The sequence below is a fragment of the Blautia obeum ATCC 29174 genome (assembly GCF_025147765.1).
Taxonomy (GTDB): domain Bacteria; phylum Bacillota; class Clostridia; order Lachnospirales; family Lachnospiraceae; genus Blautia_A; species Blautia_A obeum.
This window is the reverse complement of record NZ_CP102265.1, coordinates 2,474,712-2,493,112: the sequence shown is the minus strand read 5'-3', so window position 1 is coordinate 2,493,112 and position 18,401 is coordinate 2,474,712. Positions and strand designations below refer to the sequence as shown.

Genomic DNA, 18,401 nt, shown 5'->3' with positions numbered 1-18,401 from the left:
AGGTGATAGTATGGAAAAAATCAGATTTCAGCTGGCCGATGGGACAGTAGAAGAGTTTTTTATTGAGGAACAGACAAGAATCGGAGGAGTATCGTATCTTCTTGTATCGGATTCTATGGAAGATGAAGCGTCTGCCTATATTTTGAAGGATGTATCGAAGGATACAGATCCGGAGGCCTGCTATGAAATGCTCGAAGATGAGGACGAACTGCAGGCTGTTTATAAAGTTTTTGAACAAATGCTTGAAGACGTGGATTTTGAAATGTAAGAAACATACTATAAGAAACAGGCGTCACTAGGAACGTAAGAATCAGTGACAGGCAGACTAAGAAGGAATGTGGGCGCATTCCTGCATTAGTGTGCAAAAATGTTTGATTCCAGAGGACACATGACAGGTGTTTTCTGCATTGCACAGAATATGGAGGTGCTTGATTGAGCGAAAATATAAATGAAAATGTGAGCGTAAATAAAGAAAGAGAAAATCACAGAGAATATAATAAAACCAGAAAATATAACAGCCGAAATCGTAAACCAGGTGATAATAATACAAAGAAACCGATGGGAAAACAGAAAAATTTCCGTTATAAACAGCAGAAAACGAATAGCAGACATTATGAGAAACATTCTGACAGACAGGAAATAGCTGCTGCAGGAGAATTAGCAGCAGTACAGCAGCCAAAGGCAGCAACGAAGCCGTTTTCCAGAAACAATAAAACACAACAGCCAAGAGGGAATGCGCGTCGTGGCCGTAAGGGTACTTCAAAACTGAAGATCATTCCGTTAGGTGGACTGGAACAGATTGGAATGAACATTACTGCTTTTGAGTATGAAGACAGTATTGTAGTTGTTGACTGTGGTCTTGCTTTCCCGGAAGATGATATGCTTGGTATCGATCTGGTCATCCCGGATGTTACTTATCTGAAAGAAAATATTTCCAAAGTAAAAGGCTTTGTGATCACACATGGACATGAGGATCATATCGGTGCGCTTCCTTATATCCTGAAAGAGGTTAATGCTCCGGTCTATTCGACAAAACTTACACTTGGACTGATCACAAATAAACTGAAGGAACACAACCTTGTACGTTCCACAAAACTAAAAGAAGTAAAACATGGACAGGTTATCAACCTTGGTGATTTTTCCATTGAATTTATCAAAACAAACCATAGTATCCAGGATGCTTCTGCACTCGCAATTTATTCACCTGCAGGAATTGTTGTCCATACAGGTGACTTTAAGGTGGATTATACACCGGTATTTGGTGATGCGATCGATCTGCAGCGTTTTGCCGAGATCGGTAAGAAAGGTGTACTTGCACTGATGTGTGACAGTACGAATGCAGAACGTCCGGGATTTACCATGTCAGAGCGTACGGTAGGACATGTGTTCGATAATCTTTTTAATGAACACAAAAATGCACGAATCATCATTGCGACATTTGCATCTAATGTAGACCGTGTACAGCAGATTATTAATACCGCATATAAATTTGGACGTAAAGTAGCTGTAGAAGGACGAAGCATGGTCAATATCATTTCCGTTGCTTCTGAACTCGGATATCTTCGTATTCCGGAAAATACTCTGATCGAAATTGACCAGGTAAAAAATTATCCGGATGAAAAAGTTGTTCTGATCACAACAGGAAGCCAGGGTGAATCCATGGCGGCTCTTTCCAGAATGGCTGCGAATATCCACAAGAAGATTACAATTAAACCGAATGATACTATCATTTTCAGTTCAAATCCGATTCCTGGAAATGAGAAAGCCGTTTCCAAGGTTATCAATGAGCTGTCCATGAAGGGTGCAAAGGTTATTTTCCAGGATGTTCACGTATCCGGACATGCCTGCCAGGAAGAAATCAAACTGATCTATTCTCTGGTAAGACCAAAATATGCGATTCCGGTTCATGGTGAATACAGACATCTGACTGCACAGAAACATGTCGTAGAAGATCTTGGTATTCCGAAAGAGAATATCTTTATCCTTGCTTCCGGTAATGTTCTGGAGCTGGATGCAAACAGTGCAGCAGTTACCGGCTCTGTTCATACAGGTGCGATCTTTGTAGATGGTCTGGGGGTTGGTGATGTCGGTAATATCGTACTTCGTGACCGTCAGCATCTGTCAGAGGATGGTATCATGATTGTTGTTATGACACTTGAACGCCACAGCAATGTGGTTCTTGCCGGACCGGATATTGTATCCAGAGGATTTGTCTATGTAAGAGAGTCCGAGGATCTGATGGAAGATGCAAAAGAAGTCGTAGAAAATGCGTTAGATTCCTGTCTGGAACGTAACATTACAGATTGGGGCAAGATCAAGAATACAGTAAAAGATGCACTCAGTGATTTCCTGTGGAAGCGAACAAAGAGAAGTCCGATGATCCTGCCGATCATTATGGAGGCATAAATAACATGGATGCTGTAAACAGAAACATTCATCTTCTTCTGAATTCTATCCAGAAGAGCGATGTGTACAGAACTTACAAGAAACAGGAGGCAATCCTGGAAAAAAATCCGGAATTGGCCTCGAGAGTGCAGCATTTCCGGTCAGATAACTTCCGGCTTCAGAATGAAGAAAGAGGAAATTTGCTTCAGGATGCGGAACAGCTGGCACGAGAATCAGCAGAACTTCGAAGAAATCCGGAGGTAAATGCTTATCTTGATGCGGAACTGGCACTTTGCAGGATGATGCAGCAGATTTGTAAGACATTGACAGACGGAATTGAGATCAAGGTGCCGGAAATCTGAGCAGTGCAGTTTGATGAGATCTGATCAGTACACAGAAAGGAGCAGATATGGGAGATACCAAAGACCGGGTAGGTGCGGCTGGAGTGATTGTTGCAGGAGGATTTTTTAAAATAGCTTTGTATGTTTGTGTGGCTGTCCTCGTGATCTGGATCGGTAAGGTTACCTACCAGTTTGGGTATAACATTTTTAACCAGCAGGCGATGAACCCGGGAGAAGGACAGGAAGTAACTGTTGTGATCAAAGAAGATGCAACAAGTTATGATATCGCAAAGACATTAAAGAGTAAAGGACTGATCGAGGATACGCTGGTGTTCTGGGTACAGGAAAAACTTTCAAATTACAGTGGGAAAATGAAACCAGGCACATATCTACTCAGTACTGCCTATACACCAAATAGGATCATGGGAATTCTTGCAGGTGATGCAGAGCAGGAAGGAGCAACTTCGTGATCGTAGAAGAGAGAATGCGTACGTTTATTAATTCCCTTGATGCAGGGAACACTCCATTTCTTGATGAACTGGAGTGTTCTGCGTTGTCTGAGGGAGTTCCGATCATTCGTAAGGAGATGCAGAGCTTTATAAAGACACTGCTGGCACTTAAGAAGCCGCAGCGTATTCTGGAAGTGGGGACAGCCGTTGGCTTCTCCACACTTCTTATGTGTGAGTACAGTCAGCCTGAAATGCATATCACAACGATTGAAAATTATGAAAAGAGAATTCCAAAGGCAAGGGAGAATTTCCGAAGAGCCGGCCGTGAGTCGCAGATTACCTTTTTGGAAGGAGACGCAGGGCAAATTCTGAAAGAACTTTCGGGATCATATGATCTGATTTTTATGGATGCGGCCAAGGGACAGTATATTCACTGGCTGCCGGATGTGGTGCGGCTGCTTGCCCCGGGCGGAGTCCTGATGTCAGATAACGTACTTCAGGAGGGCGAGCTGATTGAATCCCATTATCTTGTGGAACGAAGAAACCGTACAATTTACAAGCGTATGAGAGAGTATTTGTATGAACTGAAACACCATCCACAGCTTATGACAAGTATTATTCCGCTGGGAGACGGCGTGTCTTTGAGCGTTAAGGAGGAAGCATGAGAAATATAGAGTTACTGGTACCTGCAAGCAGTCTTGAAGTACTGAAAATAGCCGTTGTATTTGGTGCAGATGCGGTATATATAGGTGGAGAAGCATTTGGCCTCCGCGCAAAAGCCAAGAATTTTACACATGAAGATATGGCAGAGGGAATTGCGTTTGCACATGAACATGGAGTAAAGGTTTATGTGACAGTAAATATTCTGGCGCATAATGATGACCTTCCGGGAGTCAGAGAATATCTGCAGGAGCTGAAAGAACTGAAACCGGATGCACTGATCATTGCAGACCCGGGAATTTTTACCTATGCCCGTGAAATTTGTCCGGAAATAGAATGCCATATCAGTACACAGGCAAACAATACAAACTATGAGACATACCGTTTCTGGTATAAGCTCGGCGCGAAACGTGTCGTAACGGCAAGGGAACTTTCTTTGAAAGAAATCCGTGAGATCCGTGAACATATTCCGGATGATATGGAAATCGAGACTTTTGTTCATGGAGCAATGTGTATTTCTTATTCCGGAAGATGCCTGCTCAGCAATTATCTGGTTGGAAGAGATGCGAATCAGGGGGCATGCACACATCCGTGTCGTTGGAAATATTCTATTGTGGAAGAAAAACGTCCTGGTGAATATATGCCGGTATTTGAGAATGAGAGAGGAACTTATATCTTCAACTCCAAGGATCTCTGTATGGTAGAGCATATGGATGATATCCTGAACAGTGGTATCGACAGCCTGAAGATTGAAGGACGCATGAAGACTGCTCTTTATGTGGCAACTGTTGCAAGAACTTATCGCAAGGCAATTGATGATTATATGGAGGCTCCGGAAAAATATAAGGCAAATATGTCCTGGTATCAGGAACAGATTTCCAATTGTACGTACCGTCAGTTTACGACAGGATTCTTTTATGGCAAACCAGATGAACATACGCAGATTTATGACAACAATACGTATGTAAAAGAATATACTTATCTGGGATATGCAGAAGAAGTTGATGAAAATGGTTTCGCACATATTACGCAGAGAAATAAGTTTACTGTTGGTGAGATGATTGAGATCATGAAACCGGATGGCAGAAATATCACAGCAACCGTTCGTGCAATCTATGATGAAGATGGAAATTCTGTAGAAAGTGCACCGCATCCACAGCAGAAACTTGCCGTAGACCTTGGAACAGAGATTGAAAAGTATGATCTCCTTCGAAGGGCCGAGGCATAAAATACAGACGAATCTGTAAAACAGAACTTAGAATAAAAAGAGAGCAGATATCCTCATGAGAAGTGATATCTGCTCTTTTTTTATTTAATGAAAAATTTAGCGACTGCGCACAGGGGCATTCATAACAAGCTGAGCGTTGGCGTTCCACTGACTACCATTTACAGGGGCTGCCATAACCTGAATTTTAGTTACTTTACTGCGATATTTCCATTTCGCAAGAGACGTTTTTAAACGGACAGTTTGATCAGCAGGTACAGTTCTGGCACATTCGAAGATATGTTTTCCACTGTAAAAGCGCAATTTGATCTGTACATATCCATTCTGTGCACCACTTGCGCGGAGCGTTGTGCAGAAATTTGGATATGATTTAAAGGAAAGACTGCGCTTCATTTTTTGCGAGAATCCCCATAAACTGTTTTTGTTTCGTCGGATATCATGAAGAGCAGTAAAGGTATTTCCTGTTTTATGTGAAGTTGTAACAGCACCATAAGGAGACCAGCTCTGATATATGGAAGCACCGCGGCGATATGCATTTACCTGTTCAAGTGCTCCGATGGTACAGTTTGATTTGTTATAGAGTTTGGAACTGTATGAAGGGATCAGCGATTTCCAGTTGCTGACACCGATCGAGGATGGAATAAATGCGGTTTCGGAAGCAGAACGACTGCTGTCCATATATTTAAAGACACTCCAGGATCTTTTCTTTGTGTTGGCAGATTCAAAATCAGCAGATCTGGCGTCGGTTGTCCATAATCCAAGATTCAGTCCCTGTTTGATCTCTTCTTTGTGGTCGATCTGACGATGAATGATCAGTGAGTCGATCATATTATCTGATTCAGCAAGAAGGTAACTGTAGGCAACCGCAGCTGCCTGCAGATTTTCAACATTGTGTTTTCTCTGAACAGAAGTATAACCGGTCTCGGACAGAATGATCCTTGTTTTTGAACCATATTTCTGACGTATATAGCTGGTCAGCAGGCGGATATTTCCCATATTGATCACAGGCGTTGTAAGTGATTTGGTGAGCTGCCCGTTTGTATTCGCCCAGAAACGAGGCTCTGTCAGTGGAGAACTGTATGGGTGATATGCAAGGTTCCATTGCAGATTTCCACCGGCACGTATCTTTGAAGCAAAAGAATCCAGCATTTTTCGTGAAGCAAAGGTTCCATTCACATAATTTGTATTCCACAGATGATCAAGTGAAATATAAACTCTTGCATTAGAATAAACACTGACCAGTGTATTATAGGCAAGACGAAACTGATCTGCATAAATCTGAGAATACTGTCTCAGTGTCTGGGAACCGGCGTAATTATAAGTGTTGTAATTATTGACTTCATTTCCGATAATCCAGTTGGAAATCTGTCCGTATTTTTTTGTGGAAGTACTGTAACGTCTGGCCAGAAAATTCAGTGTTGCCTGCAGCTGCTTTCTCGCAGAACGGTCTTTGGTATTCCAGGCATAAAAAGCATGTCCCTGCTGGCGTCCCTGTGGATAGATCAGGCTGGTCAGGTCACTGCGCCAACTCAGAAGCAGAACAGCAGAATTTACAGATGAAGTGGAATTCAGTGCAAGCAGCTGTCTGTCGTAATAAGAGACAGAATCTTTTACAAACCAGTAAGTTTGTCCCTGGTATTTCCAGGAGTAAGAGTACCTGGAATTTTGAAGTGCCGGTGGTGCGATCAGCTGACTGAAATCAATATTGATCACAGAATTTCGTACATTCAGTTCTTCCGCATCTTCCATCATGTCAGCATTGACCTGAAGTCCCTTTTTGGAGATGGACTTTGGAAAACGATATCGATATTTGGCCAGTGCACCGGGGTTGGAAATAAATCTGCGTGTGCTGATATAAGTATATTTCCCACTGGAATTCCGAGAAGCGACAGCAAAACCGGAATTCAGAAGGTTGACACCACCGGAGTTTAATTTACAGGTAAATGTCATTTTTTTTGATTTTTTACAGGATGCTACTGGCCTGGCCGACATGCCCGGAGTCAGTGCAAAAAGGTAACAGCGAGATCCGGATATTTTACGTGGATTTGCCGTGACAGCGGTTACGCGGACTTTGCTTTTTCCTGAAATCTTACAGCTGCTGATCGTTACAGGCCGTGAGGCTGCAGAGACTGAAGCGGGTGCAAAACCTGTTCCGATCAAAACAGTACAGAGCAGAAGAATCATCAGTTGTTTCAATAGTTTGTGCATATATACAAAGCCTGATCGTTCAGTTGTATCTGTCATATGAATAGAAAACCTCCTTCCGACTGAAGACATCTCAGTCTGTTTCTAATTTTAGAGTATTTCTGACAGAAAATCAACCGAAGAGAGTTTTTAATTTTTTTAATGCGTTTTTTTCGATTCTGGAGACATAGGAACGACTGATATGAAGCTGATCGGCGATTTCACGCTGTGTCATTTCGTTGTTTTCAAACAGTCCATAACGACAGCAGATGACCTGGTATTCTTTTGGTGTCAGGATATCCTTCATAGAAGAAAAAAGAAATCGTATATCCTGACGGGTAGAATATTCTTCTACGATATCCACCGGCGGACTTTCGATAATATCCAGCAGACTGATCTCATTTCCCTCTTTGTCTGTTCCGATCGGTTCATAAAGAGAAACTTCACGTGAACATTTTTTTCTTGCACGCAGCATCATAAGAAGTTCGTTATCAATACAGCGGGCGGCATAAGTGGACAGCCTGGCAGAACGTTCTGAATTGAAGGTGGAAATAGCCTTGATCAGTCCGATCGTACCGATAGAGATCAGGTCTTCCAGTTCTTCTCCGTTTCCCTGATATTTTTTTGCAACATGGGCAACCAGACGAAGATTACGTTCGATCAGAATACGTTTTGCTTCCGGATCCCCTTCCTGGCAGCGTCTGAGGCAGAGCCGTTCCTCTGCTGCGGTCAAAGGTTTCTGAAAAGTTTTCAAATATCCACCTCAAAAGGGGCTTCTATATAGAATATGTCAGAGGCTGGAGCAACGTGCTTTTCCCATAAAATTATATGATTTGCGTATCCTCAGGATGTAGTGTATAATAAATTTTATATGAGAAAAATACACTTTCAAGGATAATCAGGTGAACTATTTTGAAAAAAAAGATAGAACAGATACTCAATGGAAAATTCAAATATGATCAGCCGGAACTCCTTTTTTCAAAAGAAAAACTGGAGATAAAGATCAAAGCAGGAACGACTACACAGGGGGAGCTGTATCTTGGAACGGAGAACAATGATAAGATACAGGGATATATTACTTCCTCAGATCGAAGATTTGTTCCGGGAAACAGTCGGTTTTCGGGGACAACCGTACGGCTGCCTTATGGAATTGACGCAGTGGGAATGCAGGCTGGTGATATATGCAGAGGCTGGCTCTGTGTGACTTCCAGTATAGGAGAGTACAAGCTTCCGTTTGCAATTGAGGCAATAAAAGAAGAAATCATAAGTTCTGTAGGAAAAGTTGATGATATGCAGACATTTTGCGAGATTGCCAGAAAAGATTTTCGAGAAGCTTATCATCTTTTTACCGAAAAAGATTTTTGTATGATGTTCAGGAAAGCAGACAAAAAGCAGAAAGCGTTGTATGCAGGTCTGTCCGGACAGCCGGTAACTTATCAGCATCTGGAGGAATTTCTGATCAGTCTGAAGGAAAAAGATTCTGTTTCCGTATCCTTAAAAACTACCGCAGCAGAATTTTATAATGTAGAAGAAGATATGCAGGAATCTTTTGAGATACACAGAAGCGGATGGGGACATCTTCGCCTTGAGATCGAGACAAAGGGGGAGTTCCTGGAGCCAGAGCGTCATGTGATAACGGATGAGGATTTTATTGGAAGCAGTGTTCAGATCAACTATCTTGTTCATGCAGATCAGTTAAAAAGAGAAAATCACATAGGCGAGATCATTGTAAGAAGTCCGTATCAGGAACTGACGTATCATGTCCTTGCATCGAGGGGAGCGCGCATTCATATTGATGTACACAGAGAAGAAAAAAGGCACAAACTTGCACTTGTGAAGGATTATCTTGAATATCAGGAAAACAGGATCAATTTTCAGACATGGAAAGAAAATGCAGGGTTTGAATTAAATCAGCTGAGGGAAGCAGGCTGCGAATATCCGGAGTACCAGTTCCTGGAGGCATATATGGCACATCTGGACGGAAAAGATGATGTGGCAAAAAAAATCCTCAAGAATTTTCACGGTAAAGAATTTACAAGAGAAGAACTGGAAACAGCCGGAACTTATCTCTATCTCTGTACAGTGACCGGTTTGTATAAGGATCGGGGACAGGCAGTATGGAAATTGCAGAATTTTTTCAGGCAGAAAGAGGACAGTTTCCAGCTTTTGTGGCTGTTGCTTCAACTTGACAGTACATATCGTACCACACCATCGAAAGTACTGTTCATGATGGAAGAACTATATGAAAAAGGCTGTACAAGTCCGCTTCTTTATATAGAAGCCTGGAAGATGATCAGTGAGGATGTTTCTCTGCTTCATCGTCTTACCCCGTTCTGGATGCAGGTATTCTGCTATGCTGGTAAACATGATCTGCTTACCGAAGAGCTTGTGATGCGTATGGCATATCTCTCCGGATATGAAAAAAAATTCTATGGAAGTCTGTATCAGGCGCTTGCAGCCGGATATGAGAAATTTTCATCAGATGATGTGCTGGAGGCTGTCTGCAAATATATCATGAAGGGGGAACCACGCAGACCGGTATATTTCAAATGGTTCTCGCTTGCGGTAAGCAGAGGATTACGTATCACCAGATTATTTGAATATTATGTGGAAACCATGGATATTACATATAGAAGACAGCTGCCGAAGCCGCTTCTGATGTATTTTGCGTACAATGACAATTCACTTGGTGATGCACGCAAGGCTTATGTATATGCGAGTGTGATCGCATTTAAAGAAAAAGATCCGAAAACATATGAAAATTATAAGGATAATCTGGAACGGTTTGCCTATCGCAAACTCAGAGAAGGACAGATGGATGAAAATTATGCGATCCTGTATCAGGAATTCCTGTTTGATCCGGTAAGCGCTGAAGATGGAGAAGCAATCGCTCCGAAGATGTTTACCTATCGTCTGTACTGTGATGACAGCAAAATCCGACAGGTGATCGTGCGGCACAGTCAGTTTGCAGAGGAAGAAATCTACCCTTGCAATAAAGGAATTGCATATCCGAGAATTTATACAGATGATGCGGTGATCCTGTTCCAGGATGATAAGCAGAGACGTTATGTTTCTACAATCCCATACAATCTTACAAAGCTCACAGATGAAAGCAAGGCAGTACCGGAACTTCTGGAACTGGGAGTCAGAGAACGGGGACTTCTGCTGTATTATTGCGAATCGACAACGCTGAATGCGGATAATCTGGAGTATTTTCAGAGTCTGGCAGAACTTGAGGACTGTACAGAAGAGTATAGAAATTCTGTAAGAAAACAGATTCTGGATTACTATGCTGCGAATGTTCAGGATCAGAAGCTTGATAAATATCTTGAAAAAATGGATTTCCGTCAGTATGCACAGGTTGACCGTACGACACTGCTTGAAGTATTGATCACCAGAAGAATGTTTCGTCAGGCAATGGTGATTGTAGAAGAATTTGGTTATGAAGGACTGGATCTGAGCTGCCTTCTCAAGATGACAAGCCGGATGATCCTGAAAAGTGACATGGCAGAAGATGACGAACTTCTGGCACTGGCATCCGAGGTTTACCGGAAGGGTAAATATGATGAAGTGATCCTGCATTATCTTATGCTGTATCGGTTTGGACCACTGGATGAACTTATTTCGATATGGAAGAGTGCCAGAGGATTCGAAATGGATACGTATGATCTGGAAGAAAAAATCTTAAGTCTTCTGATCTTTACGGAAGATTACCGTAAAGAGGGGGAAGCTGTACTGGAATCTTATGTGAAGCAGTCCGGAAAAGAACGAATCACAGGAGCATACCTTACACTGGTTTCTTATGGCGTTTTTGTCAGAGAATATACAATGAGTACGTTCATCAGAAGCAGGCTGGAATATGCATTTACCAGTAAGTGGCCGGTTAATCTTATCTGCAGACTGGCGCTTCTGCAGGAAATTTCCAGAGAAAAAGATCCAAAACCGGAATATGTGGGAATAGCACAGAGCATACTGGAAGAGTGTGCAAAAGAAAATCTGAAATTTGCGTTTTTCCGCAAACTCTCACCGGAACTTTTGAGTCCATATCAGTTGGATGACAAAACATTTGTGGAATGTCGTGCAGTACCTGGGGCAAAGGTTACGTTGTTTTACAGACTGGATACCGGACTTGGAGCAGAGACAGCATATAAATGCGAACCTTTGAAAGAAATGTATCAGGGCATATTTGTAAGGACATTTACTTTGTTTTACGGGGAGACACTGCAGTATTATTTCCAGATCGATGAGGGCGATAAAGACAATACAAAGAAGACTTCGGAACGCAGCGTTTCAATGAAAAAAGTCGAGGGTGCCTCTGGAAGCAAGTATCAGATGCTGAATCAGATGTTGTCTGCAAGAAGACTGGACAAAATGCAGGAAGTGACAGACAGTCTGAAAGATTATCTCAGACAGGAACAGTATGTGAAAAACATGTTTAGCATAGAGAAGGAAAGCGGAAGATGAATGAAACAAGAGACTTGATAATAGGAATTGATTTTGGAAAAGAATATTCTCAGATCTGTTATTATGACCGCAAGGCAGAGGAACCGCGTTCACTTCCCGTAAAAGTGGGAAGCAGCCAGTTTGAAATGCCGACCTGTCTTTGCCTGCGCCCAGACCGCAAGACATATTGTGCGGGATTGGAAGCAGAATATTTTGCAAGAGAAAAAGGTGGATTTCTCGCTGGAAACCTTTATGAGATATCAGCACAGAACGGACCGGTAGCGGTTGGAGGTGAAAAAAAAGAAGCATGGGAGCTTCTTGCACATTATCTGCATGAGATGCTGAAACTTACAGGGATTGCGGAAGTAGAAAAAAACATCCGGAGTCTGTCGATTGCCATGGACAGTCTGAATGCTGTACAGGTAGAAAATCTTCAGCGGGCATGCAGAGAACTGGGAATCCCGGAAGAACGTACGATTCTTCTGGATTATGAAGAGAGTTTTTATTATTATGTTATGACACAGAAGATAGAAACCTGGAACAGAAGTGTAGGCTGGTACAGCTTTGAACAGCAGAAGGTAAGTTTTCGACGCATGTCCATGAATTCAGGAACACGACCGGTACTGGTACATCTGGAAGAGCCTGTTACAACGACTCTGAGTGCGAAGGTAGAGGAGCGGGATGCAGAATTCTATACATTTATCAAGAACACACTTGGTAAAGAATTGTATTCCAGTATTCAGATCAATGGAGAGGGATTTGACCAGGAATGGGCACAGAAATCTGTGAAGCTGTTATGTTATCAGAGAAGAAAAGTTTTTTATGGAAATAACCTGTTTGCAAGAGGAGCCTGCAGCGCAGGAGCAGAACGGGTGATCAATCATGACCTGAAAGACTATCGTTATATGAGCAGTTCGCTGGTACTTTCTGATGTTGGAATGGAGCTGCGTGTCATGGGAGCACCGGCTTATTATCCGTTGATCGAATCAGGCAGAAACTGGTATGAAAGTAATGCATATGTCGAGCTGATCCTGGATGGAACGAAGGAACTTGTTTTTATTGTAGATACAATGGGCGAGGCAAAAAAGAAACGGATCGCAATGGCATTGCCGGGGCTGCCGGAGAGACCAGAGCGGACAACGAGACTTGGTGTGAATCTGCAGTATACTTCACAGGATGAATGCAGGGTTACAGTAAAGGATCTTGGATTTGGTGAGATGTTTCCATCAAGTGGCAAAGAGTGGACAGAAACGACCAGATGGCAGGAGGAGACAAAGTGAGCGGATATATACTGTGTCAGACAAAACGGGCAAAGCTGCCTTATTTCATAGAAAATATCAGTACCAATGTGTATTCCATTGAAGAACTCTGCTATTATCTGTATCATAATCTGTATCTGATCGACCAGACGATCATGAATGAAGGATTGTGCAGCTGGATACAGGAGGAACTGGAACTTCCGGCACTGGCAGCCAAACTTCGTTCCAAGATCAGCAAATTTGCAAGTGCGGAAGATATTGTTTATCCGGTATTTAAAGAAATCAATTATCTGACATATGAAGAACTGAAAGAACTGAATGTACGTCTGCAGAAGATGAATGAAGAAACTCCGGCAATGCGTGAGAAACAGAAGGCAGATGCATTAATGGAGAATGAAATGTATGTACATGCGATACAGGTTTACCAGAATCTTCTGGAAAGGGAAGATCTTGAGGAAATCCGTGAGGGGATGACAGAAAAAGTGTACCACAATCTTGGCTGTGCTTACAGTTATCTGTTTCAGATGGAAAAAGCTACAGAGTATTTTCGAAAAGCATACGAGGGAAGCAGGAGCCGGGAGGCACTGGAAGCTTATCTGATCGCTTTTGGAATGACAAGAACATCTTCAGAATATGAAAAAATGGCAAAATCAATAGGGACAGAGAAGGAAGTTCTGCAGAATATCCGAGAGAGACTTCAGGAGTTTTCCAAAACACCGGAGCTGGTGGTGAATAAGACAAATATGGACGAAATACTCACCAGACTGACACGAGAATATCACAGAAGTACGGGTTCGTGAAAATTGTAACAATGTATACAGTTTTTTTGCACGATTATAGTAGACGAAACAGATTTAATCTGTTAAACTAGACTTATAATTTGGGTTTGGTAATACCACCCAAAAAGATTAGGAGGAATTTATCATGTTAGTAAACGCTTCAGAAATGTTGAAAAAAGCAAAAGCTGGTCACTATGCAGTAGGTCAGTTCAACATTAACAACCTTGAGTGGACAAAAGCAATCCTGCTTACAGCACAGGAACTCAACTCTCCGGTTATCCTTGGTGTATCCGAAGGTGCAGGAAAATACATGACAGGTTATAAGACTGTTGTTGGTATGGTGAAAGGAATGCTCGAGGAACTCAATATCACAGTTCCGGTTGCACTTCACCTGGATCACGGCAGCTACGAAGGATGCCTGAAATGCGTAGAAGCCGGTTTCACATCTATCATGTTTGATGGTTCCCATTATCCGATCGAAGAGAACGTAGAAAAAACAAAAGAACTGGTTAAGATCGTTGCAGAGCATGGAATGTCTCTGGAAGCAGAAGTTGGTTCTATCGGTGGCGAAGAAGATGGTGTAGTAGGTATGGGTGAATGTGCAGATCCTAAGGAATGCAAGATGGTTGCAGATCTTGGTATCGACTTCCTTGCAGCAGGTATCGGTAACATCCACGGTAAATACCCGGCTAACTGGAAAGGTCTGAGCTTTGAGACACTGGATGCTATCCAGAAGCTGACAGGAGATATGCCACTTGTACTTCACGGTGGTACAGGTATCCCGGCAGACATGATCAAGAAAGCAATCGACCTTGGTGTATCCAAGATCAATGTTAATACAGAATGCCAGCTTGCATTCGCAGCAGCTACACGTAAATATATCGAAGAAGGCAAGGACGAGCAGGGTAAAGGATTTGACCCACGTAAACTTCTTGCTCCAGGAACTGAAGCAATCAAAGCTACAGTTAAAGAAAAAATGGAACTTTTCGGATCCGTTAACAAAGCCTGAGAAGTACACTTTTTATAAGGTGGAAAAGAATAAAGGAATCAGTGTCTCCGGACACTGGTTCCTTTTTTGGCATTTTCATGGTAAGATGTTTCTATGGCAGAAAATAAGACTATTAATAAAGAACAAAACAGAACAGAGAACAATGAAATTGTGATCATGAATTTTTCCGGAATTTACAAAGAACAGCAGTTTTACCGGAACCATGCAGAAATGCAGGAAGATATATCCTGGTTGGAGGTACAGGATTTACCGGGAAGTAACTGTTACTGTGATGAGGAAGCGAAAAACCGGATACTGGATGATATAAAGAACTATACGGGAAATGGCATACATTTCATTGACTCAGGAAATTATCATTATGTAAGCCGGCTGTGGCTGTCAAAGATGGAACATCCATTCCGGCTTCTGGTATTTGATAATCATACGGATATGCAACTGCCGGCCTTTGGAGGCCTTTTATCCTGTGGTGGATGGATTGCGGCATCTTTGGAAGAAGTACCGATGCTGCAAGAGGTAATTCTTGTTGGACCGGATGAAGAGGCCTATATGCAGGTTGAACCGGAATTTCAGCAGAAAGTACAGTTTTTGTCCAGAGAAAAGTTGCTGGCAATGACAGGTGAGGAAAAGAATACATTTTTCAGGAATCTGCGTGCAGATCTTCCAATGTATATTTCCGTGGATAAAGATGTGCTGTGTACAGCAGATGCGTCAACAACATGGAGCCAGGGTGATATGAGCCTTGAGAAACTTCAAAAGTTTCTGGAAATCGTGCTGCAACAACAGCAGATTTTGGGAATGGATATCTGTGGAGAATGTGATCCTGATGCATGCGAGAGAAATCTATTGAATGACAGGGCGAATCAGAAACTTCTTGAATTGTGGAAAAAATACTTTCCGCAGATCCGGGAGAGGAGACAGGATATATGAGAAATGAACTGTTTACTATAGGACCACTGACGGTATATGGATATGGATTCATGATTGCAGTGGGCGTGATCGCTGCATGGATTATTACGAATCGACGTGCAGAGAAACAGAAACTGGATCATGAGCATGTATTTTCTCTTGTGATCTGGTGCCTGTTGGGAGGACTGTTCTGTGCAAAGATTTTATTCTGGATCACGGAATGGAAAAGTATTGTACAGGATCCACATTATATTCTGGATACGATTTCAGATGGATTTGTTGTATATGGAGGTATTATCGGCGGGATTCTGGCAGGCTGTCTGTATTGCTTTATCAAAAAGACAGATTTCTGGAAATATTTTGATCTGGTGATGCCATCTGTAGCACTTGCACAGGGATTTGGAAGGATTGGATGTCTGTTGGCAGGCTGTTGCTATGGCCGTGAGACAAATAGCATATTTTCTATTACATTCCAGAATTCGGATTTTGCACCGAACCATGTGGCATTGATTCCGACACAGATTTATTCCAGTGTGCTGGATTTTCTGCATTTTGGAATCCTTCTTTATATTGCACGTCATAAAAAAAAGGATGGACAGGTGGCTGCCTGCTATCTGATCTTTTACAGCATCGGCAGGTTTGTCCTGGAATTTTTCCGGGGTGATCTGATTCGAGGAAGTGTAGGAATGCTTTCTACTTCGCAGTTTATCAGTTTGTTTATCCTGGTGGCAGGAATACTGATACTGGTGATCCGATCAAAGAAGAAAACAGCAACCGATCTATAAAAGCATTTGATTGTCATAAAAAATGATCTGTATTCATAGGCTGATAGGGAAGACCGAAATGACCGGAGCGTGAGTATAATGCCTGTACCGGCACAGAATCAACAGTATGAAAATTTTATTATCCGATATAAACAGAATACACATGGTGGTTTTGATTATGAGTCTGATGAGACCTTTCAGATCGTAAATGATCTGTTCGGGATTTTGTATGTACCGATGCAGGAGGTGCCGGAACTGGAACTGAGTAGTTATTCCTACTCATCCATACCACGGTGCTATACATATATGGATACAGGTGCATTGAGTACATCTGGGGTGACAAGGCTGCATAATCATCCATATCTCAAATTACAGGGAAAGGGAACTCTGGTTGCGGTTATTGATTCCGGAATCGATTATCTTCATCCGGCATTTCATAATGGCGTGCAAAGTAAGATTTTTAGTATCTGGGATCAAACACTGGAAGGCGGAGCGGATGGCAGAATTCCGTTTGGCAGAGAGTTCGGCCGACAACAGATCGAACAGGCTCTAGCATCAGAAAATCCCTGGGAAATTGTGCCTTCCAGTGATACAAATGGACATGGGACGAGAAGTGCAGCAACGGCTGCCGGATATCGGATTGAAAAAGATAATTTTTGCGGGGCAGCGCCAGAGGCAGAAATTGTAATTGTGAAGCTGAAGCAGGCAAAAAATTATCTTCGGGATTTTTATCTTTTACCGCGAGATATCGATATTTTTCAGGAAGATGATATTATGCTGGCAATTTCTTATGTGCTGTTTATCGCCCAGGAACAGCAGATGCCACTTTCCATTTGCATAGGTCTTGGAACAAGTATGGGGGCACATCAGGGAGAGGGACCGTTGAATGAATATATAAACAGTATTGCAGCATTTACACAGAACGCAGTATCTGTTCCTGCCGGAAATGAAGGAACGGCCAGACACCATTATTTGAGAGAATTTGGACCGAATGATACAGAAGATACTGTAGAACTACGAGTTGGTGACCGGGAGAGTGCCAGAGGATTTATGACAGAATTCTGGGGAGACTCTCCCGGTTCTTATTATATGACGATTCAGTCACCGACAGGGGAAAAACTGTCAGTCAGCACAGCTTTAAAGAACAGAACGCAGGAACTGTCTTTTGTATTTGTAGAAACAAAAGTACTGGTGAATTATGTGCCAATTGAAAGAAGAACAGGAAACACGCTGATCTTTATTCGATTTCAGCATCCAGCATCGGGAATCTGGAAGTTTCTGGTGGAAGAGAAAATACCGGGAAAAAGCAGGTTTCATATATGGCTTCCGGTAAGAGGGATGATTTCTGATGAAACCTATTTTTTGCAGTCATCACCGGATTATACGGTCACTGCTCCTGGAGATACTGAAGATGCGATGACCGTCACAGCATATCAGCATCGGGATAACAGCCTGTTCATTCAGGCAGGCCGTGGATACAATGCAGAAAATATCGTAAAACCCGATTTTGCTGCTCCAGGGGTAGGAATTCTGACGGCTTCAATCGGTCCGGGAAAGGAGTTTGCACCGGCTACCGGAACAAGTCTTGCAGCCGCACAGACGGCGGGGATCGCAGCACTCCTTTTTGAGTGGGCACTGGTCCGGGGAAATGAGCCATATTTTACTGGAAACAGTGTAAAACACTATCTGAGCAGAGGTGCAGTGCGAGAGGCTGGGGAGGTCTATCCCAACCCGGACTGGGGATATGGCAGAGTAGACTTGTATCATACGTTTGAGTTGCTGACGTGAGAAGATAGGATTGGTTAAATATTGTTTAGCTAATTTGAGTATTGAGAAAAAGTATACAAAAAAAGACAGTAAACTTTAGTATCTATGACAGCAAAATATTTAAGGCTTACGAATTGTTTTTGAGCCTTAAATTTGTTATAATTACTAAAAAAATAAGACTGTTCGAGCAATTACAGTCAGAAAAAGGATTTTCAATACACAGATGAGAA

General features: G+C 42.4%; 15 protein-coding genes. 13 read left to right on the top strand and 2 right to left on the bottom strand.

The genetic code is table 11. The features are described 5' to 3' along the window. Positions 1–10: 10 nt before the first annotated feature. From NQ503_RS12055 to NQ503_RS12030, 6 genes are all read left to right on the top strand, one after another. A complete protein-coding gene (locus NQ503_RS12055; RefSeq protein WP_005424787.1) occupies positions 11–268 on the top strand; it encodes a DUF1292 domain-containing protein in 258 nt (85 codons plus the stop codon). Between the two features lie 290 nt (positions 269–558). Continuing rightward, the gene (locus NQ503_RS12050) at positions 559–2,406 is read left to right on the top strand and encodes a ribonuclease J (protein WP_005424788.1); all 1,848 of its coding nucleotides are present in this window, start codon (positions 559–561) and stop codon (positions 2,404–2,406) included. Positions 2,407–2,411: 5 nt separating this feature from the next. Next, the gene (locus tag NQ503_RS12045) at positions 2,412–2,747 is read left to right on the top strand and encodes a YlbF/YmcA family competence regulator (protein WP_005424790.1); all 336 of its coding nucleotides are present in this window, start codon (positions 2,412–2,414) and stop codon (positions 2,745–2,747) included. 47 nt (positions 2,748–2,794) lie between these two features. Further along, complete coding sequence (locus tag NQ503_RS12040) at positions 2,795–3,196, top strand: MltG/YceG/YrrL family protein (protein ID WP_005424792.1); 402 nt, start codon at positions 2,795–2,797, stop codon at positions 3,194–3,196. Beyond that, a complete protein-coding gene (locus NQ503_RS12035; RefSeq protein ID WP_022388351.1) occupies positions 3,193–3,840 on the top strand; it encodes an O-methyltransferase in 648 nt (215 codons plus the stop codon). The genes NQ503_RS12040 and NQ503_RS12035 overlap by 4 nt, the downstream gene beginning before the upstream one ends. Continuing rightward, entirely contained in the window at positions 3,837–5,063 is a 1,227-nt protein-coding gene (locus NQ503_RS12030) for a peptidase U32 family protein (protein ID WP_005424796.1), read from the top strand. The genes NQ503_RS12035 and NQ503_RS12030 overlap by 4 nt, the downstream gene beginning before the upstream one ends. A 96-nt stretch (positions 5,064–5,159) precedes the next feature. On the opposite strand, the gene NQ503_RS12025 is transcribed toward NQ503_RS12030, so the two are convergent. After that, positions 5,160–7,304 carry a DUF5722 domain-containing protein gene (locus NQ503_RS12025; RefSeq protein WP_005424798.1) on the bottom strand — a complete coding sequence of 715 codons (2,145 nt, stop codon included), beginning with the start codon at positions 7,302–7,304 and terminating at the stop codon, positions 5,160–5,162. Between the two features lie 73 nt (positions 7,305–7,377). After that, entirely contained in the window at positions 7,378–7,998 is a 621-nt protein-coding gene (gene sigK, locus NQ503_RS12020) for an RNA polymerase sporulation sigma factor SigK (RefSeq protein WP_044925652.1), read from the bottom strand. Positions 7,999–8,156: 158 nt separating this feature from the next. On the opposite strand from sigK, the gene NQ503_RS12015 reads away from it, so the two are divergent. The 7 genes from NQ503_RS12015 to NQ503_RS11985 all read left to right on the top strand — a co-directional run bounded on the left by NQ503_RS12015 (position 8,157) and on the right by NQ503_RS11985 (position 18,192). Then, positions 8,157–11,708 (top strand): DUF5717 family protein, encoded by a 3,552-nt coding sequence (locus NQ503_RS12015; RefSeq protein WP_055065950.1) that lies wholly within the window; start codon positions 8,157–8,159, stop codon positions 11,706–11,708. Continuing rightward, on the top strand, positions 11,705–12,967 hold the full coding sequence (locus tag NQ503_RS12010; RefSeq protein WP_005424802.1) for a DUF5716 family protein: 1,263 nt from the start codon (positions 11,705–11,707) through the stop codon (positions 12,965–12,967). Before NQ503_RS12015 ends, NQ503_RS12010 begins: the two co-directional genes overlap by 4 nt. After that, positions 12,964–13,746: a hypothetical protein gene (locus NQ503_RS12005; protein WP_022388355.1), complete on the top strand. Its 783-nt coding sequence runs from the start codon at positions 12,964–12,966 to the stop codon at positions 13,744–13,746. The genes NQ503_RS12010 and NQ503_RS12005 overlap by 4 nt, the downstream gene beginning before the upstream one ends. 124 nt (positions 13,747–13,870) lie before the next feature. Then, positions 13,871–14,734 (top strand): class II fructose-1,6-bisphosphate aldolase, encoded by an 864-nt coding sequence (gene fba / locus NQ503_RS12000; RefSeq protein WP_005424805.1) that lies wholly within the window; start codon positions 13,871–13,873, stop codon positions 14,732–14,734. 93 nt (positions 14,735–14,827) lie between these two features. Next, positions 14,828–15,661 (top strand): arginase family protein, encoded by an 834-nt coding sequence (locus NQ503_RS11995; protein WP_005424806.1) that lies wholly within the window; start codon positions 14,828–14,830, stop codon positions 15,659–15,661. After that, entirely contained in the window at positions 15,658–16,425 is a 768-nt protein-coding gene (locus tag NQ503_RS11990; RefSeq protein ID WP_055065949.1) for a prolipoprotein diacylglyceryl transferase, read from the top strand. The genes NQ503_RS11995 and NQ503_RS11990 overlap by 4 nt, the downstream gene beginning before the upstream one ends. A 78-nt stretch (positions 16,426–16,503) precedes the next feature. Continuing rightward, a complete protein-coding gene (locus NQ503_RS11985) occupies positions 16,504–18,192 on the top strand; it encodes a S8 family peptidase (RefSeq protein ID WP_005424809.1) in 1,689 nt (562 codons plus the stop codon). The last annotated feature ends 209 nt before the right edge of the window (positions 18,193–18,401 follow it).